We start from the raw sequence: 17,624 nt of genomic DNA, 5'->3' as shown, positions 1-17,624 counted from the left end.
TCCTGCACGATTACAACCATCACCGACCCCACACCGCCATCGGCGGCCTGCCACCCATCACACGGTTGACCAACCTCACCGGACATCACATCTAGGCTGCGGCTATGAGCACAATCGGAGTCGCCGTAGCCGGGTTCGGCTGGATGGGCCGCGTCCACACCCAGGCCTACCTGCGGGTGCCGCACCACTTTCCCGACCTCCCGCTGCGTCCCCGGCTCGTCGCGGTCGCCGACGATGTGCCGGGCCGGGCCGCCGCGGCCGCCGATCAGTACGGCTTCGCCACCTCGACGCCGGACTGGCGTGACCTGCTCACGAACCCGGACGTGCAGGCGATCAGCGTCACCGCGCCGAACTTCCTGCACCGTGACATCGGGGTCGCGGTCGCCGAGGCCGGCAAGCACCTCTGGATCGAGAAACCGGTCGGCCTGACCGCCCCGGACGCCCGGGCCGTCGCCGCGGCGGTCGCCACCGCCGGCGTCCGGGGCACGGTCGGCTTCAACTACCGCAACGCCCCGGCCGTGGCCCGGGCCCGCGACCTGATCGCCGCCGGCGGGATCGGCATGGTCACCCGGGCCCGGTTCCGTTTCCTCAGCGACTACGCGGCCCACCCGGCCGGTGCCCTGACCTGGCGTTACTCGCGGGAGCAGGGCGGCAGTGGGGTCCTCGGCGACCTGGCCTCGCACGGCGTCGACCTGATCCGCCACCTGCTCGGCGAGATCGACGCCGTGGTCGCGGACACCGCCGTGTTCATCCCCCAGCGCCCCCGCCCGAGCGCGGCGACCGCCGGCCACGCCCGTGCCGACGGCGGCGAGCTCGGCCCGGTCGAGAACGAGGACTACGTGTCGGCCCAGCTCCGGCTCGCGTCGGGCGCCCGGGTGGTGCTGGAGGCGAGCCGGGTCGCGGTCGGCGACCAGAACAACTACGGCTTCGAGATCCACGGCACCCGGGGCGCGGTGGCCTGGGACTTCCGGCGGATGGGGGAGCTGACGCTGAGCGTCGGGGGCGCCTACCAGGACCAGCCGACCGGCACCGTCTTCGTCGGTCCGGGCGACGGGGAGTTCGCGGCGTTCCAGCCCGGGGCCGCCAACGCCATGGGCTACGACGACCTCAAGGTCATCGAGGCGGCCCAGTTCCTGCGCTCGATCACCACCGGCAAGCCGCACGGCACGACGCTGGACGACGCGGTCCGCAGCGCGGCCACGCTCGACGCCATGACCGCCTCGGTCGCGTCCGGAGGCTGGGTCTCCCCGGAGCTTTAGTCCTGCCGGCAGCGGGGAAGCTCCGCCAGGTCGGTGACGGCGACCTCGGCCCGGGGCGTGAGAAGAGCGCCAGGTGTCCACCTCGGATGGTCGAGATCCGGGCCTCGGCGCGCTCGGTCACGAATCGCCGCCGGGCGGCCCGGGCAACCCGTCCGGCGACCGCACGCACTGTCGGGCACGGTGCCCCGAGCCGCTGACAGGGGGCGAGCCGCAACCGCAGCCCGTCTGGGGCACCGGCCGGTCTGCGGTGACGGTTACTGCGAGGCGTCCTTCGTGACCAGGTCGTCAGCCCGCAGGTTGAGGGTCGCCAGCAGCCCGACCTGGCGGTTCAGGTCGACCTCCTCGGGCAGGGTCTTCTCGACCCAGTCGGCGCGGTGCTGCTGGCCCCGCTCACGAAGAGCGGTGACGATGACATGCCTGGGAACGGTCATGATCTGCTTCCTTGCTGCAGCGCGGAGACGCCGAGCGGCACCGGCCGGAAGGCCGGGGACAGCTGGGCGCCGCGTGCGCTGCGATTGATGACGCGGAACGGCACGGGACAGCCCTCAGCCGACCCATGCCGTATCGCAGATCTCGGTGCCTCCAGAAAGAGGACCCACCGGTGTGCCAAGGCAGGATCGCCAAAAGGGATCGCCGGGCAACTGCGACAGACCGAACCGCAACGTCACGCGCGCGGCCGGTGCGCCAGGCGCCTCATCAGAGGACTACCAGTTCCGGAGTACCTGCAGTTTACGCTCCGCACCCGTTTCCAGCGAACTCGTCAACCGGCCGCCGTCTTCAGCCCGCGACTTCGAACCGAAACGTGACTACCTCACCACTGCCCTGGGCCACGATGCCGTCGTCGGTGTCGATGTGCAGCGGTGTCCCCTCGAGCCCCAGGGTGTAGGCCTGCGCGGCGAGATCCGGCGTGAGGGTGAGCTCCTGCACGTCGGCGCCGGACTTGCACACCCGCATCCGCACGCTCGAATACTCGTCGACGGTCATGCACATGTCGTTCCCGTTGCGCTTCGTGGTCTGGACGACCAGATAGCCCCCCGGTGAGGGCTCCAGGTGCCACTTGTTGCGCAGCTCGTAGTCCTTCCCCCGCTCGGTCTCCGCGATCACCCGGTCGTCGTCGTCATACCCGGCGACGACCTCGGTGCCGGTGCCTTTCACCAGCCGGATCGAGAAGGCCCGCGTGCCGTCCAGCACCCCGTCCGGCGGCGGGCTGACCGTCGGTGCCGCGGCCGGAGCGGGGCCGGGGCCGGTCTCGGGTGCCTGCTCGCGGACTGCTGAGAGGGCTACCGCGGTGCCCGCCCCGGCGACCAGGACCAGACCGAGAGCTCCGGCGATCCGCTGGTTGCGGCGGCGGCGGTGTCCCTGTCGGAGGATGGCGGCCACCGGCTGCGGGAGCACCGTGCGGCTGCCGTGCTCCGCGATCGCGGCGAGGTCGTCATGCCATTCAGGCCTGCTCATGGGCCAGATTCCTTTCGTCACGATCGGTCAGCAGCGCGGCCATCGCCTGCCGGCCCCGAGCCAGCCGGGCCTTCACCGTCCCGGTGGGGGAGCCGGTCTCCGCGGCGATCTCGGCCACCGACAACCCGACCAGGTGATGCAGGACGATGTCGCGGCGCTGGGTCGCGGAGATCGACCGCAACGCCTGGACCAGCGCCACATGGTCGGCACTGAGACCGTCCAGCACCTGGTCACCGACCTCACGCTGATGGGCCCGGAGCCGGTTGACGGCCTTGCGCCAGCCGCTGACCGCGATCCGGGCGGCAACCCGCCGGACCCAGGCCTCCGGGCTGTCGGCCGCACGCACGGTGGACCACCGCTGCCACGCCCGTGCGTAGGCTTCGGACACGGCATCCTCCGCGTCGGCGCGGTTCCCGGTCATGACGAACACATGCCCGAGCACCCGAGCGGCGGACGCCGCGTAGAACTCCTCAAAATCAGCCGAATCTGCCAATGTCCCTGTTCCCGCCCTGCAGACGACGCCGGGTCGATGACTGTCCGAGAATGACGCCGGATCCCCCACCCCGGTTGCGCGACTGTGGCGGCGGTCACAGGCTGGTCGCCCGGTTTAATCGCTGGCACGCTCGCCGACGGTCGCGCAAACTATGTTCCGACGACATCGCACCGGCCCCGGGAAGGAAGAACGACATGACGCGCCCGCAGCCCTATCGCTATTCCGACCGACGGGCCGATTAGCGCGCCGCAACACGCGCGCCGAACCGCCCCCTCTCACCATCGAGGTCAGGGCGGTTTTCCTTTGTTCCCATGGCGCAGCTGGACAGCGCGCGACGCTACGAACGTCGAGGCCGCAGGTTCGAATCCTGCTGGGAACACGCACCAACCCAAGCGGTAGCGCCGACGTGGGAGAGTCGGGCCTGGCTGTAACCCAGGTGCCTTGCTGAGGGGGTTCGAATCCCTCCTACCGCACGCCCGGACCCGTCCCATCGAAGTATTCGCTGGTCAGCGATGCGAGCTGTCGGGTGCTGGTGGTCACCGCCGGTCGGGTAGTATAAGCAACCGCGCCCTCGTAGCTCAGGGGATAGAGCATCGGTTTCCTAAACCGTGTGTCGCAGGTTCGATTCCTGCCGGGGGCACCAGGTCAGACCTTGTTTCGCAGCCTTTGCCGGGTAGCAGCGAGACCGGTTCGGATTCCATTGTGCCGGGCCGTGGGGCTCAGGCGGGGAATTCGTTGACGCCGGGGGCGAGGTTCCAGTGGCCGATCCCGTTGCTGGCCAGGCCTACCGTGAGCACGCCGAGGCCTTCCAGCCAGTGCGCCATTTTCAGGCCGCCGACGTCCAGTGGGCGCAGTCCCAGGCTTTTGACGAATGCTGCCACGTCTGTCTTGGCCTGCGCGTTGTCGCCGGCCATGAAGACGTCGGGGCGGCTGTTCTCCAGGACGTTCTGGAAGATGGTGTTGAATGCTTTCACCACGCTGGCGCCGGGCGGGGCGACCTTGGCGATTTCGGCGGCGATCGAGGTTTCGCCGCTGTGGGCCAGGCCGTCGAAGGTGGCGTTGAAGGGGTTGCTGATGTCGACGATCACCTTGCCGGCCAGGGCATCTCCGTATTCGGTGACGACCGGGACCACACCGGCGTGGAGCAGGGCCGTGATGACGATGTCTCCGGCTGGGACGGCTTCCCATGTGCCCGTTGTCGTGCCGCCGCCCAGGGTTCTGGCCAGGTCGTCGGCCTTGGACTGGGCGCGTCCCATGACCTCGACGGTGTTGCCGCCGGCCACGGCGAGTTTGCCGATGGTGCGGGCCATGTTGCCTGTACCGATGAGGGTGATTCTGCTCATGGTGTGTTCTCCCGTTCAGAGGGCGGTGGTGCCGCCGTCGGCGACCAGTTCCAGGCCGTTGACGTAGCTGGAGTCGTCGGAGGCGAGGAACAGGGCGACGGTGGCGATCTCGTCGGGGCGGCCCATTTTTCCGCGGGGGATGAGGGATTCGAACGTTGACCTGGTCGCCTCGTCGAACAGTTCTTCCTGCTTGGCGGTGGCGACCTGGCCGGGGGTCAGGACGTTGACCCGGATCTTGCGGTCGCGCAGTTCGTTGAGCCAGACGCGGGCCCAGGCCTGCTGGACGGCTTTGCTTCCCGCGTAGAGGCTCCAGCCGGGGAAGGCGCCGAGGGACGCGTTGGAGCCGGTCATGAAGATCGATCCGTGGTCGTTGATCAGCGGCAGGGCCTTCTGCACGGTGAACAGGGTGCCGCGGGCGTTGAGGGAGAAGGCGCGTTCGAACTGCTCCTCGGTGATTTCGCCGAGCGCGGCGGGTTCGCCCATGCCGGCGCTGGCCCAGAGCACGTCGATCGAGCCCTTTTCGTGCTTGACGGTGTCGTACAAGCGGTCGAGGTCGGCCAGGTCGGCCGCATCACCCTGGACGGCGGTGACGTTGCGGCCGATCAGGGTGACGGCTTCGTCGAGTGCTTCCTGCCGGCGGGCCTGGATGAAGACATGCGCGCCTTCCTCGACGAACAGTTTGGCGCCGGCCAGTGCCATGCCGGTGGATCCGCCGGTGATCACTGCGACCTTGCCATCGAGCTTTCCCACGATCATTCCCCTTAAGTAAACCGACCTGTGTTCTTAAGGTAGGCGAAGGTCGGCCGGGGCGCAAGTTAGGTACACCGATCCGTACCGGACGGGTCTATGCTCGGGTCATGACGGAGTTGGAGAAGGGCCCTCAGGGCCTGCGTCGCGGCCGGGGAGCGCGCGAGCGGATCGTCAGCGCGTCACAGCAGCTGTTCCGCGATCAGGGCATCAACCGCACCGGCATGGACCAGCTCTGCGCCGCCGCCCAGGTGTCCAAGCGGACGGCCTACCAGCACTTCGCCAACAAGGACGAGCTCGTCGCCGAATACCTGCGCCGATTCGATCCCGACGTCATGCCCAGCGTGTTCGACCGCACCGACCTCTCGCCCCGCGAACGGCTCCTCGCCGCGTTCGAGATGCCCGCCTCCACGCCGCTGTGCCCCTACATCGCGGCGGCGGTCGAGCTCCACGACCCCCAGCATCCTGCTTCTCTCTACGCGCGCGAGTACAAGATCGCTATCGCCGCGCGGCTCACCGAGGCCGCCCGCGAGGCCGGTGCCGCCGACCCGGAACAGCTCGGCGAACAGTTGGCGCTGCTCATCGACGGCGCCTCGGCTCGTACCCGGGTCCTCGACAGCAATTCGTTTCCCGCCGCCGCGGCCATCGCGGCCGTCCTCATCGACAACGCCATTGCCGCATCTGCCCCCGTCGTGGCGGGAGCGGCGCAGCCGGAGAGGTAGCAGCCGGAGGGGCGGCGGCCGGGCCCGAGGTCTGGGCCCGGCCCGTGGTGCTCAGTCCAGGCAGAATTCGTTGCCTTCGGGGTCTGCCATCACGATGAAACCTTCGCTCATCGGGGGTGCGGGCTCCTCGCGGCGGAGCTGTACGGCTCCGAGTGCGGTCAGCCGGTCGCTCTCGGCTTCGAGGGCTGCCATCCGGGCCTCGCCGCGGAGGCCGGGGGCCGCTCGGACGTCGAGGTGGAGGCGGTTCTTGACGACCTTGCCCTCGGGCACCTGCTGGAAGAACATCCGCGGGCCGTGGCCGTCCGGGTCCTCGATGGCCGACCTGGTGTTGCGCTGGTCCTCCGGCACGCCGGCGCGGGCGAGGAAGTCGTTCCAGGCGGCCAGCACGTCGGCGCCCTCGGGGAGGTCGGTGCCGGGCGGGGCCGGGTGGATGTAGCCGAGGACGTCGCGCCAGAAGGTGGACAGAGCGCCCGGATCGTGGGCGTCGAAGGTCACCTGGAAGTCTCGGCTCATCGGGGCGCTCCGATGGAGTGCTGGTAGAGGTCGCGGATGAGGCACACCTCGGACAGATGGTGGATCAGTTCGCGGTGGATGTGCAGGATCAGCGTGGCCATCGGCGCGTCCGGGAACGGTTCGTCCGCGCCGACCGGGGCCCGGAGTGCGGCGTCGTCGAGGGTGCGGAGGCCGGTCAGCCAGATGTCGAGCTGGGTTTCGAGCTGGTCCAGTGCGGCGGCCGCGGTGCCGGCATAGGTCCATTTTTCGTACGAGGCCGCGGGCGCCCCGAAATGGGCCGCGTTGCGTATGGCCAGTACGCCGACGATGACGTGGCCGAGCCGCCAGGCGATGGTGGTGAAGGGCGCGGGGACCGGCTCGGGATACGTGTAGTCGATCGTGACGTCGGTGCCGTCACGGCGTACGTTCCAGGCATTCGGCACCGGTGACCAGAAGTATTCGTCATCCGTGAGACCGGCCAGCCGGTCTTTGATCTGATGATTCCAGTGGAACTCCCATTGCTCGCGCAATGTCGCGTTCCAGTCGAGGTTGTCCGCCGTCATGGCATCAGCCTGGCATCCATTGCGGACTGATTCTGGCCTGATTGTTCCGGCCGCCCCGGACGGGGGACGGCCGGAACCGTGGATCAGGCGCAGGTCAGGCAGTCACCCGTGGGCGGCGGGTCGACCGGCTTGGCGCTGATGCCGATGTGGCCGTTGTAGGCGGCGGCGACGGCCGCGACACCGGTGGCGATGACGAGGGCGGCGAAAATGGTCGCCACCCATTGAGTGAGACGCATGGACATTCAGGACTCCCCGTGAGCTGAATCGGATTTTACTGCGGCCAGCGAGGGCGGTGCAGCAGCTCGAAGACTACCGAGTGCCAGCCCTAACTGGAATCTGTTTTCCACGCCCAGACGGTCCATCAAGGACCGCAGGGTGCCGGTGACCGACCGGGTGCTGATCCGGAGGTTGTCGGCTGCTGCCCGATCGGTGTGGCCGGCGGCCAGCAGGGCGATCAGGCTCTGTTCCCGGCTCGACAGGATGATCGGGGCGACGCATTGCCGCTGCTGTCTGACGGCGGTGTCCCAGGACCGTTCGAACAGCCGCACCAGGATGTCGACCACGCCCGGGCGCCGCACCTCGAAGTAGCCGCGTTCCAGGTCGGCCGGGTCCGCGGGGAAGATGACGGAGCGCCGGCTGCCGATGAACATCTTCAGTGGCACGTCGGTGGTCTCGTAGCGCTGGTACGACGTGCCGTTCACCAGGTGGCTGCTGACGTCCAGCGCGTCGCCGTCGGCCGGTGGCGGCCGGAGCAGGCGGCACTGGACGCCCTGTTCCTGCAGCGCGACGTCCATCGGCGACGCGGCCCGCGCCGACTCGACGTCGATCGCCTGTTCGGTGGTCATCGACCAGAATTCCTGCAGGTCGCTGGTGACCAGTTCGCCGAGGCGCCGGCGGGCGGCCCCGCGGCTGGCCAGATACCGCACGCCGTCGGCGAAGTCCCCGGCGAGCGCGGTGCCGATGTCGATGCCGGCGACCCGCAGCGTGTTGACCACGGCGTGGTGCGAGCGGACCTTGACCTCGGGGTCGATCCGGTGCATCCGCCGGGTGCGCAGGTGTTCGACGACGACCGCCGGGCGGCGGCCGGTCCAGATCCGGGCCGTGACGCGGGGGTCGGTGGTGGCGTCCGCGGCACCGCTCTCGCGGAGTTCCGCGAGGGCCTGGGTGGTCCGGCGGGCCGGGAGCCCGAGTTCGGCGGCGAGGGCCCGTTCGGTGCGCGGCCCGAAGGTCGCGAGGGTGCGGAAGACGAGATCGGCGTCGCTGGAGAGTCCCCAGCGGACCAGGGACGGGATGGCGGCGCCGAGGGATACCGGGGTGCGCGTCACTCCATCGATTCTCATCGAAAGGATCAGCTCTCGCTTCCGACGGACGGACCGGGAAGGTTGGCCTTGCGGAGGAACCCGAGGGCCAGCCCGAGCTGGAATCGGTTGTCGACGCCGAGCCGGTCCATGAGGCTGCGCAGGATGTTGGTCACCGAGCGCGCGCTGATGCCGAGCTGCTCGGCCGCGGAGATGTCCGTGTGCCCCTGGGCCAGCAGGGCCACCAGGTCACGCTCGCGGTCGGACAGGATGATCTTCGGCAAAGTGCCAGCTCCGTTCGGGTCACTGTGGTTCGCCCGCATGGAATCACGGCCGGTGGCCGGCGGTCCAGGATCCGCCGCGGCATCCGGCCGGGATTGCGGGAACCCGCAACGCACGTTTCTATATCCCGCAATTTCGCTGGCCGCCGAGGCCCGTTCGTTGACCTCCCGGCCCGGCTTCAGCAATCTGGCAGGGCACGGGGGAACGGTCCGGGCGGCCCTGCCGCCGGGCCATCGATGGCGGCTCACGCGCCGCAAGCACGGGGGCAGACCGGACCGGGCCGGCTCCGACGTTCATACGGGGGACGTCGGAACCGGTCCGCCGGTTTCGGAATTCTCATGAATGATCATGGTCTTTTGCTGCGTAATGGTGGGGATGAAAAAGTTTCTCGCCTTCCTCACCGCCCTGACCCTGCTGGCCGGGTTCGCCGCCGATGTCGTGTTCGGGACCGCCTCAGCGGCCCGCGCGGCCCCGATGACCCCGGTGGCCCCGCGGTCACCGGCGGACGTGACGCCGCCGTACCACGTGGTGCGCCCGCGCGAGACGATCAAGAAGATCGCCGACTTCTACGGCATCAAGCCGGCCCAGTTGCGCGCCTGGAACGGGATCGAGAAGCCGAACCAGCCCAGCGTCGACGCGGTGCTGCACCTGGCGAAGCCGCCGGTCCCGCTGACCGGCTGGCGGTCCTGGATCGAGCGGGTGACCCCCGCGCAGGTCGGCTGGGACCCGGCGAAGGGGTGTCCGGTGCTGCCCGCGAACCTGCGCAAGGTCTGGGTCACCTACATCGACTTCTACGGCGTCGGCCATTCCGGCAGCATCGTGGTCAACAAGGCCATCGCGGCCCGGGTCCAGCGCATTTTCCTCGCGCTGTACCGGATGCGGTTCCGCATCCAGGGAATGGCTCCGATGTCGATCAACGCGCCTTACATCACCGACATGGGTACGGTCACCGCGGCGTACAACTGTCGTCTGGTCGCCGGGACCAGCACGGTGTCGCAGCATGCCTACGGTCTGGGAATCGACGTGAACCCGGTGCAGAACCCGATGATCCGGGGCAGCAATATCGATCCGACCCAGGGACCCGGGTTCGCGATGCGCACCGCGTACCGCCGGGGAATGATGCATTGGGGTGGCGCGACGCGTGCCTTCACGACCAACGGCCTCTATTGGGGCGGGCACTGGCACAGCCTCAAGGACTACATGCACTTCAGTACGACCAACAAATAGAAAAGGCCCGGCACTCATGCGTACGGAGTGCCGGGCCTGATCACGCGTTCACCACTTCAGGAAGTTGTCCTGGGTCTGCGCGTTGAAGACGTCCGTCTTGTAGAACTTGGCGAGTGCCACCCGGATGTCCTTGAGCTCCAGCACGTCGACACCCTTGGCGATGTCGTTGGAGAAGATGTAGCCGTTGTACCAGTACGCCGACCACGAACCGCCGGTCACCGCCTGGGTGGCCGAGAGCGGGCCGCGCTCCCAGTAGGCGATCTCCTTGGGCTTGCGGGAGTTCGTGAAGTCGAAGACCGAGATGCCACCCTGATACCACGCCTGGACCATGATGTCCCGGCCCGGCACGGGGATCAGCGAACCGTTGTGTGCCACACAGTTCTCGAACTGCGTGTTGGTCCGCGGGATCTTGAAGTAGCTGCGGAATTCGAGCTTGCGCTTCTTGCCGTGCCCGACGATGTCGTAGATCCCGTCGGCGCCGCGCTCCGGGCCGATCTCCGGGTTGCAGGTCGCCGCGCCGCCGCCGCCGAGCTCGTCGGTGAAGACGACCTTGGTGCCGCTGTTGTTGAACGTCGCGGAGTGCCAGAACGAGAAGTTCACCTCGTCGCGGACTGACGTGATGATTCTCGGTGCGGTGCGTACCGAGATGTCGAACAGGACGCCATCACCCATGCAGGCACCCGCGGCGAGGTCCTTCTCCGCGTACGCGGTGATGTCGTGGCAGCCGGTGGTCGCGCTGTGCCCGGGGGTGCCGGGGTAGCCACCGTCCGGGAAGAGCACCGGGGCGTTGACCACGGTCGCGGCCGTCGGGTTGCGCTTCGGCACCTGCACGATCGAGATCTTGTCGTGCGGCAGGGCGCAGTTGGGCTGGTCCACGCCGGCCAGGTTGTACGACGAGATGTACAGGTAGACGTTGGGGTCGTGGCGCTTGCCCGGCACCAGCGTCTGGGTGTGCGAACCGCAGTCCGTCTTGACCGACTTCAGGTACACCGGGGTCAGCGGGTCACTGATGTCGAAGATCTTGATGCCTTCCCAGCGCTCGCCCGGTGCGGCGGTCGTCGACGGGTCGTTGACGCACGAGTCGTTCGTCCGCTGTGAGTCGGTGCCGAGGAAGAGCAGGTTGCCGCTGATCGAGATGTCGTTCTGCGAACCCGGGCAGAGCAGCTGCGCGGCCTGGACCGGCGCCTTCGGGTTGCTGATGTCGATCACGGTGAAGCCGTTGTAGTTGCCGCTGAACGCGTATTTTCCCTTGAAGGCCCAGTCCGAGTTGACGGACGTGGCGAACGGCCCGGTCTTGGGCAGGTAAGCGACCTGTTTGAGGTTGGGGGTGCTGGCGATCTCGTCGACCCCCGGCGGCGTGTCCTGGGCCGCGGCGGGGGCCTGGGCCGACCCGCTCGTGGGTGCCGTGAGCAGGCCGATGACCACGGCGGCCGCGCTGAGCACCGCCAGGCGCTTGAGCTGCCGCCCTCGTGGGGCAGAGTGCTTCATGAAGCTCCTTCCGGTCCACGCACCGCTGGGGGCAGGATGATGTCGCGCACGATGCGTATTCACCTTCATCGCTACAGTAGTGGCCGAACATGATCACGGGAACATTTGTTTACATGGATGAAAGGAAGCGATGAGCCGGTCAGCGCTGAAGTTCATGATGATTCCGCTGGTCGTGGTGGCGATCGGGGCCGGCGTCGTGCTCGTGACAAGATCCGGATCGGACAGATCCGCAGCGGCGCCCCGGCCGAGCGAGGCCTCCACGGCGCCGCAACGGGTGATCGTCCCCGGCCGTCCCGGCGAGGCGGCGGTCATCTCCGACTCCGACAAGATCAAGGCTCCGCCCGGGGCCACCTACAACGCGATCGACACCCGGTTCGTCCAGATGATGATCGTCCATCATGAGCAGGCGGTGGCGATGTCGCGGCTCGCTCCCGGCCGGGCCGCGGACACCGGGCTCGCCGCGCTGGCCGCACGGATCGGTGCGGCCCAGACGCCGGAGATCGCCTTCCTGCGGTCCTGGTTGCAGGCCCGCGGGCTGCCGGCGACCGACCCCGGCCACGATCACACCACGATGCCCGGCATGCAGAGCGAGGCCGACATGGCGGCGCTCACCGCCCTGACCGGCGCCGGCTTCGACCGCATGTTCGTGACGATGATGACGGCCCACCACCGCGGCGCGATCCAGATGTCCGCGGACGTCCAGCGCGGGGGTACCGACCAGCAGCTCAACGACGTCTCCGCCGAGATGGCCGTCGAGCAGGGCAGCGAGATCCGCCGCATGGAGCAGCTCGGCGTCGTCTAAAGGGTGGCGAGCTCGGCGACCGAGTCGATCACGTCGGCCGGGGTGGGCAGGTCGGTGCGGGATCGCTGGTCGGCGTACTTCCCGGTGCGGACCTGGACCGAGCGCGCGCCGGCCGCCACGGCCATCGCGATGTCGGTGGCGCGGTCGTCGCCGACCACCCAGATCTCGTCCCGGTCACCCATGTCCCCGGCGGCCAGGCGCAGGAAGTCCGGGCTGGGCTTGCCGAGCAGCCGGGCCTCCACCTCGGCGGCGTATTCGATCGCGGCCACGATCGCGCCCGTGTCGAGATGGTCGCCATCGGCGTTACGGGTGTAGCGCCCCCGCTGGAGGGCGATCAGCTCGGCGCCGCCCCGGACCGCCCGGAACGCCGCGTCCAGCAGCTCGAAGGTCAGATCCCGATGGCAGTCGCCGACGACGACATGAGTGCTGTCCCTATCGGTCAGGACACAGTGCGCGGCCAGGTCGCCGCGGACCGCGTCGTTGCCCAGCAGCAGGACCCGGGCCCCGGCCGTGGCACCCAGGTGACGCTGTGCGGCGGTGACCGGGCTGAACAGGTCGCCGGGCCCGGCCGGGACACCACGCGCCCGCGCCCGGGCGAGCAGTCCCTCGGCCGACTGCGAGTCGGTGTTGGTGAAGAACCGGACCACGTCACCGCGCCCGCGCAGGGCCTCGATCGCCTCGGCGGCGCCCGGGACGGCCGCTCCCCGGTCGTACATCGTGCCGTCGAGGTCCACCAGCACCAGCCGCACGGGGGAGTCCTCCTCAGAAGTGACGTTGCATCGATCACGATATCCGGCGCCGGGATGCGCCGCCCCGGTGTCGCCGGATAGGTTGTCGTGTATGGAGCTGCGAAGTGTGTCGCGTCGTTCGCGGCTCTCGCTCGTCGCCTCCCTGTTCCTCGCCGCGCTGCTCGGCACGCCGGCGGCTCCGGCTGTCTCGCCGGTCACCGCCCCCGCCGGGGCGGAGACCACCGCGGTCACCTCCGTGACGCACGGCGACGACTCCGGTGCCGGTGCGGGTGTCTCGGCGGCCTACGCCGCCGGAGCACGGGCCGCCGACACCGCCAGTGCCTTCGCGGTCTATGACGCCGGCACCCCGGAAGCCCGGACGCTCGGTGTCCTCCCGGTCCAGGCCGCCGGGGACCCCGGTGCCCGGGTGCCGCTCACCCTCGGCCCGGTTGTCGCCGCGATTTTTGTGGTGCTCCTCCTCCTGCTGTTCCCCGCGCCGGCCGCCCGGTCGCGCATCACCCGCCTGACCAGCACGGCTGTTCGTGCCGTGGCCGGTCCGCGGGCACCTCCCGCCGCCGCCTGATCGATCCGGCAGCACCCTCGGATCTTCCCGGCGCGGGAATTGGATCCGGGGTCATCGATTAACGGCGCTCCTCGGTGGAAAAGGAACAAGACATGGACATCGCTCTGCAGATCCTCGGCGGCAACAGCGGGCGGGTGGCCCTCATCTGGCTGTCCCTCGTCGTTCTCGCCCTCGTCGCCCTCGTCGGCCTGGCGCTGCCCCGCGGCGTGCGCCGGCCGGGGCAGATCAGCGCGTGGCTGTCCGACTCGGCCTCGCAGAAGCGGGCCGAGATGGAGGCCAAGGCCGCGGAGGCGCAGGAAGTCGTCCGGTATGCGGCGGAGATCGGCGTCGCCGCGGCGGGAGCCACCGCCACCGCCGAGCGCCGGCGGGAGAACTGCCAGCAGGCGCAGGCCGCCGTCGAGACGGCCTGGCAGACCTGGCAGGACGCGGACGCCGCCCTGGAGCGGGCGCGCCGGGCCACCGCGTACGCGATCCCGGAAGCCGAGCCGGTCGCGGCCGACGACCCCGAGCGGGTGCAGGCGCTGCGCCGGGCCGCCCAGGCCGCGCACCGCCGTGGTGACCTCACCGACGAGCAGCTGCTGGACGCGCTCACCCACCAGAACGGCTGGGACCCGACGCTGCACCCGCTCGAGCAGGAGATGGTGATGGCCCGGGCCACGGTGGAGAACCGTTTCCTGGCTTACCAGGAGGCGCTCAACGCCGAGGACGCCGCCTGGAAGCTCGCCGACGTCGCGACCGCCGCGATCCGCACCCTGCGTGACGAGGTCATGGCGGCCCAGGCCCAGGCCGATGCCGCCCGGGAGGCGCTGCCGGAGCAGGCCCGGGCCATCCTCGACGCGGCCGGCCTGACCCCGATCGTGGTCACCGCCCCGAGGCTCACCCCGGAGCCGGCCCCGGAGCGGGCCCGCACCGGTTCGCTGCTCGACTCGCTCACCGGCAGGCCCGCCCTGGCCACCGAGACCGTCCCGGCCATGGACGTGGTCGCCACGATGCGCATCCCGCAGGCTGCCGACGGCATCGCCACCGTCGTCGTCCGCGACGCCACCGTGGCGGACGGGAGCGCTGCCACCCAGAACCTCACCGCCGCCAACAACGCCGCCCGGGCCAGGGCGGCTGGGAGCAAGGAGGCGGAGGCGACGGTCGTCATGGTCACCGCGCAGGCTGCCGGATCCCAGCAGGCGCAGGTCAGCGGCGACGCCGAGGCCACCCAGGTGATGACGAAGGCTGTCCCGGCCCAGGCGGTGCCGGCTCAAGCGGGACGTGGGCGTCGGGAAAAGCCCTCGTGGGCGCAGCCGACCGCGAGCCGGCCGAGTATCGCGGGTGCCCGCTGACGGCCGTGCGGGTCGCGCTGGTCAGTTCGCGAGCCTTTCCGATGCCGCACTGGCACGACTACGACCTGCCGTTGCTCGCCGCGGAGCTCGCCGGCCGCGGCGCCACGGTGGAGGTCGTCGAGTGGGACGGCGACACACCGGTCGCGTGGGCTTCGTACCAGGCGGTGGTGTTGCAGTCGCCCTGGAGCATGTGGACCGATCTCACAGGCTTCGCCAGGTGGCTCCGTGCGCGCGAGGACGACGGCACCCGGCTGCTCAACCCGGTGGACACGGTGCTGCTGGGCTCGGACAAGCGCTATCTGCTGCGGCTCGGCGACCAGGGCGTACCCATCGTGCCGACCACCCTCGTCGAGGAGTCCGACGCGGCGTACCTGAAAGGGCTCTTCCCGGACCTGGCCGGGCCACGGCCGACGCTGGTGGCCAAGCCGATCGCCGCCGGTGGCGCGCTCGGGGCGCGGGAATTCACCGCCGCCGAGCTTCCCGAGCTGATCGCCCACCTGCGGGCCGCCGGGCCGTCGATCGTCCAGCCCTACATCGCGGCCATCGACATCCACCGTGAGCTGGGCGTGGTCATGGTGGACGGCAGCATCTCGCACGCCGTCACCAAGGCGCCGCTGCTGGTGCCGGGCCAACCGGTCCGTGAACTCCACCCGGACCCGCAGCCCTATCCCGGCCTGACCGCGCAGGAGGGCCGGGTGATCCACCAGACCTACGCGGCGCTGCGCGCGATGCTGACCAACGAACCGCTCTCGGTGCGCCTGGACTTCGTGGTGGACCCCGCGTCGCCGAGCGGGTTGCTGCTGCTGGAGGCCGAGATGGTGGCGCCGGTCAAGTTCTTCCCGCTCTTCCCGGCCGAGTGCGCGAACCTGGCCGAGGCGATCCTGGCCCGAGCCGCGGCGTAAGGGCCGGACGCTCAGGCGGCGGGGTGGACCAGGCCGTGGTCGTAGGCGAAGATCACCGCCTGGATGCGGTCGCGGGCGCCGATCTTGGCGAGGACCCGGCCGACATGTTTCTTGACCGTCGACTCGGTGAGCACAAGACGGTCGGCGATCTCGGTGTTGGTCCAGCCCTGGCCGATCGCGACCAAGACCTCGTGCTCGCGGTCGCTGAGGGCGGCCAGGCCCGGATGCGCGGGTGCGGCACCGCCGGGGTCCGGCTGGTCCCTGGTGTACGCGTCCATCAGCCGCCGGGTGAGACTGGGCGCGACGACCGCGTCGCCGGTGGCCACCGCCCGGATACCGGCCAGCAGCTCCTCCGGGCGGGCGTCCTTGAGCAGGAATCCGCTGGCTCCCGCACGCAGGCCGGCGTACACGTACTCGTCGAGGTCGAACGTGGTCAGGATCAGCACCCGGGCCCGGCCGCCCGCCTCGGTGATCCGCCGTGTGGCCTCGATGCCGTCCGTGCCGGGCATCCGGACGTCCATGAGCACGACGTCGGGGCGCAGGTCGGCGGCCATCCGGACGGCTTCCGCACCGTTCGCCGCCTCACCCACCGCGGTCATGCCCGGGGTGCCCTCCAGCAGCATGCGGAAGCCGAGGCGTTGCAGCGGCTGATCGTCGGCGATCAGGACCGTGGTCATGTGTCCTCCCGGGGCGGTCGGTCGTGCAGCAGGACGTCCACCAGCCAGCCGCCGGTGTCGCGGGGCCCGGCGACGACCTCGCCACCGTAGAGCCCGGCCCGTTCCCGGATGCCGACCAGGCCGTGGCCGGGCTCGGCGTCCCCCGGCGGCGGCCGGCCCGAACCGGTGTCCGTGACCCGGATCCGGACCTGGCCGGGGGACTCCTCGACGAGGACCGCGGCCGTGGCTCCCGTACCCGCGTGCTTGAGCGTGTTGGTCAGGGATTCCTGCACGATCCGGTAGATCGTCAGCTGGAGGCCCTCGCTGAGCGTGCCGGCCGCGCCCGAGCTGCGGTAACCGACCGGGAGGCCGGCGGCACGGACCCGGCCGACCAGGTCGTCGAGATCGGTGACGCCCGGCTGCGGGCTGAGCCCGTCGCCCTCGGGGCCGCTGCGCAGCACCTCGAGGACTTTGCGCAGCTCACCGAGGGCCTGCCGGCCGGTCTCGCCGATCAGCCGCAGCGGCTCCCCGGTGCTTTCCCCGCGGCTCCCGGCGAGCACCGCGGCACCGTCGGCGAGACCGATCATCACCGACAGGTTGTGGCCGACGATGTCGTGCATCTCCCGGGCGACCCGGGAGCGTTCGGTGGCCGCGGTCAGCCGGATCCGCTGGTTACGTTCGACCTCGAGGCGTTGCGCCCGGTCCTCCAGCGCGGCCAGGTAGGCGCTGCGGGTGCGCACCACGATCCCGATCGACGCGGCCGCGGTCAGCGTGCCCAGCAGCAGGAACAGCCCGACGAGGAGGTAGGGGGACGGCACCACGCGCACGGCGGTGAGCGCCAGCGCGGCTGCCGCGGTCGCATATGCCCAGGCCAGGGCGCGTAACGAGCCGTACACGGCGACGCTGTAGACCGCGATGAGCAGACTGATCCCGGCCTGGAGCCAGACCCCGAGCGCGGCCTGCAGCAGCGCCACCGCGGCGACGGCGGCGAACGCGGCGACCGGGGCCCGGCGCCGCCACCACAGCGGCAGGATCAGCCCGGCGGTCAGCGCGATGAGCACCCCCATCGGCAGGTCGGCCTGGCTGATCTGGACCGGCGGGCCGCCGCGGTGATCGGCGCCGGCCAGACCGCGCACGCTGGTCAGCGTGACGAACGCGATGAGCGCGAGGTCGAGCACCCACGGCCGCCGCCGGTCGGCCCGCTGGAGCCGGTCCCGGACCGACAGCAGCCACACCTGTGATTCGCTCATCCT

The 17,624-nt window shown here is 70.2% G+C and carries 21 protein-coding genes and 3 tRNA genes; 10 read left to right on the top strand and 14 right to left on the bottom strand.

The features are described from left to right. Positions 1-104 precede the first annotated feature (104 nt). Positions 105-1,259, top strand: coding sequence for a Gfo/Idh/MocA family protein (locus tag ACIA6A_RS27515; RefSeq protein ID WP_396100749.1), 1,155 nt, complete (start codon positions 105-107; stop codon positions 1,257-1,259). Between the two features lie 254 nt (positions 1,260-1,513). Here ACIA6A_RS27515 and ACIA6A_RS27510 read toward each other — a convergent pair whose 3' ends face one another. The 3 genes from ACIA6A_RS27510 to ACIA6A_RS27500 form a co-directional block, all read right to left on the bottom strand. Continuing rightward, the gene (locus ACIA6A_RS27510) at positions 1,514-1,690 is read right to left on the bottom strand and encodes a hypothetical protein (protein ID WP_396100748.1); all 177 of its coding nucleotides are present in this window, start codon (positions 1,688-1,690) and stop codon (positions 1,514-1,516) included. A 346-nt stretch (positions 1,691-2,036) separates the two neighbouring features. Next, a complete protein-coding gene (locus ACIA6A_RS27505) occupies positions 2,037-2,714 on the bottom strand; it encodes a hypothetical protein (protein WP_396100747.1) in 678 nt (225 codons plus the stop codon). Next, positions 2,701-3,207 carry an RNA polymerase sigma factor gene (locus tag ACIA6A_RS27500; protein WP_396100746.1) on the bottom strand — a complete coding sequence of 169 codons (507 nt, stop codon included), beginning with the start codon at positions 3,205-3,207 and terminating at the stop codon, positions 2,701-2,703. Before ACIA6A_RS27500 ends, ACIA6A_RS27505 begins: the two co-directional genes overlap by 14 nt. 305 nt (positions 3,208-3,512) lie before the next feature. Here ACIA6A_RS27500 and ACIA6A_RS27495 point away from each other — a divergent pair. The 3 genes from ACIA6A_RS27495 to ACIA6A_RS27485 all read left to right on the top strand — a co-directional run bounded on the left by ACIA6A_RS27495 (position 3,513) and on the right by ACIA6A_RS27485 (position 3,850). Continuing rightward, positions 3,513-3,586: transfer RNA gene (locus tag ACIA6A_RS27495), tRNA-Arg, on the top strand. Positions 3,587-3,599: 13 nt separating this feature from the next. Further along, positions 3,600-3,680 (top strand) — tRNA-Tyr (locus tag ACIA6A_RS27490). Between the two features lie 94 nt (positions 3,681-3,774). Further along, positions 3,775-3,850 (top strand) — tRNA-Arg (locus ACIA6A_RS27485). Positions 3,851-3,926: 76 nt separating this feature from the next. Here the strand turns inward: ACIA6A_RS27485 and ACIA6A_RS27480 are convergent. Both ACIA6A_RS27480 and ACIA6A_RS27475 read right to left on the bottom strand, forming a co-directional pair. Further along, the gene (locus ACIA6A_RS27480) at positions 3,927-4,550 is read right to left on the bottom strand and encodes an NADPH-dependent F420 reductase (RefSeq protein WP_396100745.1); all 624 of its coding nucleotides are present in this window, start codon (positions 4,548-4,550) and stop codon (positions 3,927-3,929) included. Positions 4,551-4,565: 15 nt separating this feature from the next. Next, positions 4,566-5,306: an SDR family NAD(P)-dependent oxidoreductase gene (locus ACIA6A_RS27475; RefSeq protein WP_396100744.1), complete on the bottom strand. Its 741-nt coding sequence runs from the start codon at positions 5,304-5,306 to the stop codon at positions 4,566-4,568. A gap of 101 nt (positions 5,307-5,407) precedes the next feature. On the opposite strand from ACIA6A_RS27475, the gene ACIA6A_RS27470 reads away from it, so the two are divergent. Beyond that, a complete protein-coding gene (locus tag ACIA6A_RS27470) occupies positions 5,408-6,019 on the top strand; it encodes a TetR/AcrR family transcriptional regulator (protein WP_396100743.1) in 612 nt (203 codons plus the stop codon). A 51-nt stretch (positions 6,020-6,070) separates the two neighbouring features. Here the strand turns inward: ACIA6A_RS27470 and ACIA6A_RS27465 are convergent, their stop codons facing one another. From ACIA6A_RS27465 to ACIA6A_RS27445, 5 genes are all read right to left on the bottom strand, one after another. After that, complete coding sequence (locus ACIA6A_RS27465) at positions 6,071-6,532, bottom strand: VOC family protein (protein WP_396100742.1); 462 nt, start codon at positions 6,530-6,532, stop codon at positions 6,071-6,073. Continuing rightward, complete coding sequence (locus tag ACIA6A_RS27460; protein WP_396100741.1) at positions 6,529-7,074, bottom strand: DinB family protein; 546 nt, start codon at positions 7,072-7,074, stop codon at positions 6,529-6,531. Before ACIA6A_RS27460 ends, ACIA6A_RS27465 begins: the two co-directional genes overlap by 4 nt. 83 nt (positions 7,075-7,157) lie before the next feature. Further along, positions 7,158-7,316, bottom strand: coding sequence for a hypothetical protein (locus ACIA6A_RS27455; RefSeq protein ID WP_396100740.1), 159 nt, complete (start codon positions 7,314-7,316; stop codon positions 7,158-7,160). Next, positions 7,317-8,399, bottom strand: a complete 1,083-nt coding sequence (locus ACIA6A_RS27450; protein ID WP_396100739.1) for a LuxR C-terminal-related transcriptional regulator — start codon at positions 8,397-8,399, stop codon at positions 7,317-7,319. A gap of 23 nt (positions 8,400-8,422) precedes the next feature. Beyond that, the gene (locus ACIA6A_RS27445; RefSeq protein ID WP_396100738.1) at positions 8,423-8,656 is read right to left on the bottom strand and encodes a helix-turn-helix transcriptional regulator; all 234 of its coding nucleotides are present in this window, start codon (positions 8,654-8,656) and stop codon (positions 8,423-8,425) included. 373 nt (positions 8,657-9,029) lie between these two features. Here ACIA6A_RS27445 and ACIA6A_RS27440 point away from each other — a divergent pair, with 373 nt between their 5' ends. After that, complete coding sequence (locus ACIA6A_RS27440) at positions 9,030-9,881, top strand: M15 family metallopeptidase (protein WP_396100737.1); 852 nt, start codon at positions 9,030-9,032, stop codon at positions 9,879-9,881. Positions 9,882-9,929: 48 nt separating this feature from the next. Here ACIA6A_RS27440 and ACIA6A_RS27435 read toward each other — a convergent pair whose 3' ends face one another. Continuing rightward, positions 9,930-11,369 (bottom strand): LVIVD repeat-containing protein, encoded by a 1,440-nt coding sequence (locus ACIA6A_RS27435; RefSeq protein WP_396100736.1) that lies wholly within the window; start codon positions 11,367-11,369, stop codon positions 9,930-9,932. A 130-nt stretch (positions 11,370-11,499) separates the two neighbouring features. Between ACIA6A_RS27435 and ACIA6A_RS27430 the strand changes: the two genes are divergently transcribed. After that, positions 11,500-12,171, top strand: coding sequence for a DUF305 domain-containing protein (locus tag ACIA6A_RS27430; RefSeq protein WP_396100735.1), 672 nt, complete (start codon positions 11,500-11,502; stop codon positions 12,169-12,171). Here ACIA6A_RS27430 and ACIA6A_RS27425 read toward each other — a convergent pair. Then, positions 12,168-12,920 (bottom strand): HAD-IIA family hydrolase, encoded by a 753-nt coding sequence (locus ACIA6A_RS27425; RefSeq protein WP_396100734.1) that lies wholly within the window; start codon positions 12,918-12,920, stop codon positions 12,168-12,170. The genes ACIA6A_RS27430 and ACIA6A_RS27425 overlap by 4 nt on opposite strands. A 91-nt stretch (positions 12,921-13,011) precedes the next feature. Here ACIA6A_RS27425 and ACIA6A_RS27420 point away from each other — a divergent pair, with 91 nt between their 5' ends. The 3 genes from ACIA6A_RS27420 (at position 13,012) to ACIA6A_RS27410 (ending at position 15,715) form a co-directional block, all read left to right on the top strand. Continuing rightward, entirely contained in the window at positions 13,012-13,482 is a 471-nt protein-coding gene (locus ACIA6A_RS27420) for a hypothetical protein (protein ID WP_396100733.1), read from the top strand. A 92-nt stretch (positions 13,483-13,574) separates the two neighbouring features. Next, entirely contained in the window at positions 13,575-14,813 is a 1,239-nt protein-coding gene (locus ACIA6A_RS27415; protein ID WP_396100732.1) for a hypothetical protein, read from the top strand. Continuing rightward, a complete protein-coding gene (locus ACIA6A_RS27410) occupies positions 14,765-15,715 on the top strand; it encodes a RimK family alpha-L-glutamate ligase (RefSeq protein WP_396100731.1) in 951 nt (316 codons plus the stop codon). Before ACIA6A_RS27415 ends, ACIA6A_RS27410 begins: the two co-directional genes overlap by 49 nt. Positions 15,716-15,726: 11 nt before the next feature. Here the strand turns inward: ACIA6A_RS27410 and ACIA6A_RS27405 are convergent, their stop codons facing one another. Further along, positions 15,727-16,392 carry a response regulator gene (locus ACIA6A_RS27405; RefSeq protein WP_396100730.1) on the bottom strand — a complete coding sequence of 222 codons (666 nt, stop codon included), beginning with the start codon at positions 16,390-16,392 and terminating at the stop codon, positions 15,727-15,729. After that, positions 16,389-17,621 (bottom strand): sensor histidine kinase, encoded by a 1,233-nt coding sequence (locus tag ACIA6A_RS27400; protein ID WP_396100729.1) that lies wholly within the window; start codon positions 17,619-17,621, stop codon positions 16,389-16,391. The genes ACIA6A_RS27405 and ACIA6A_RS27400 overlap by 4 nt, the downstream gene beginning before the upstream one ends. Positions 17,622-17,624: the final 3 nt, after the last annotated feature.

The organism is Actinoplanes sp. NPDC051494 (genome assembly GCF_044454705.1).
GTDB lineage: Bacteria > Actinomycetota > Actinomycetes > Mycobacteriales > Micromonosporaceae > Actinoplanes.
The sequence above is the reverse complement of the archived record's forward strand: the minus strand, read 5'-3'. Positions and strand labels throughout refer to the sequence as shown.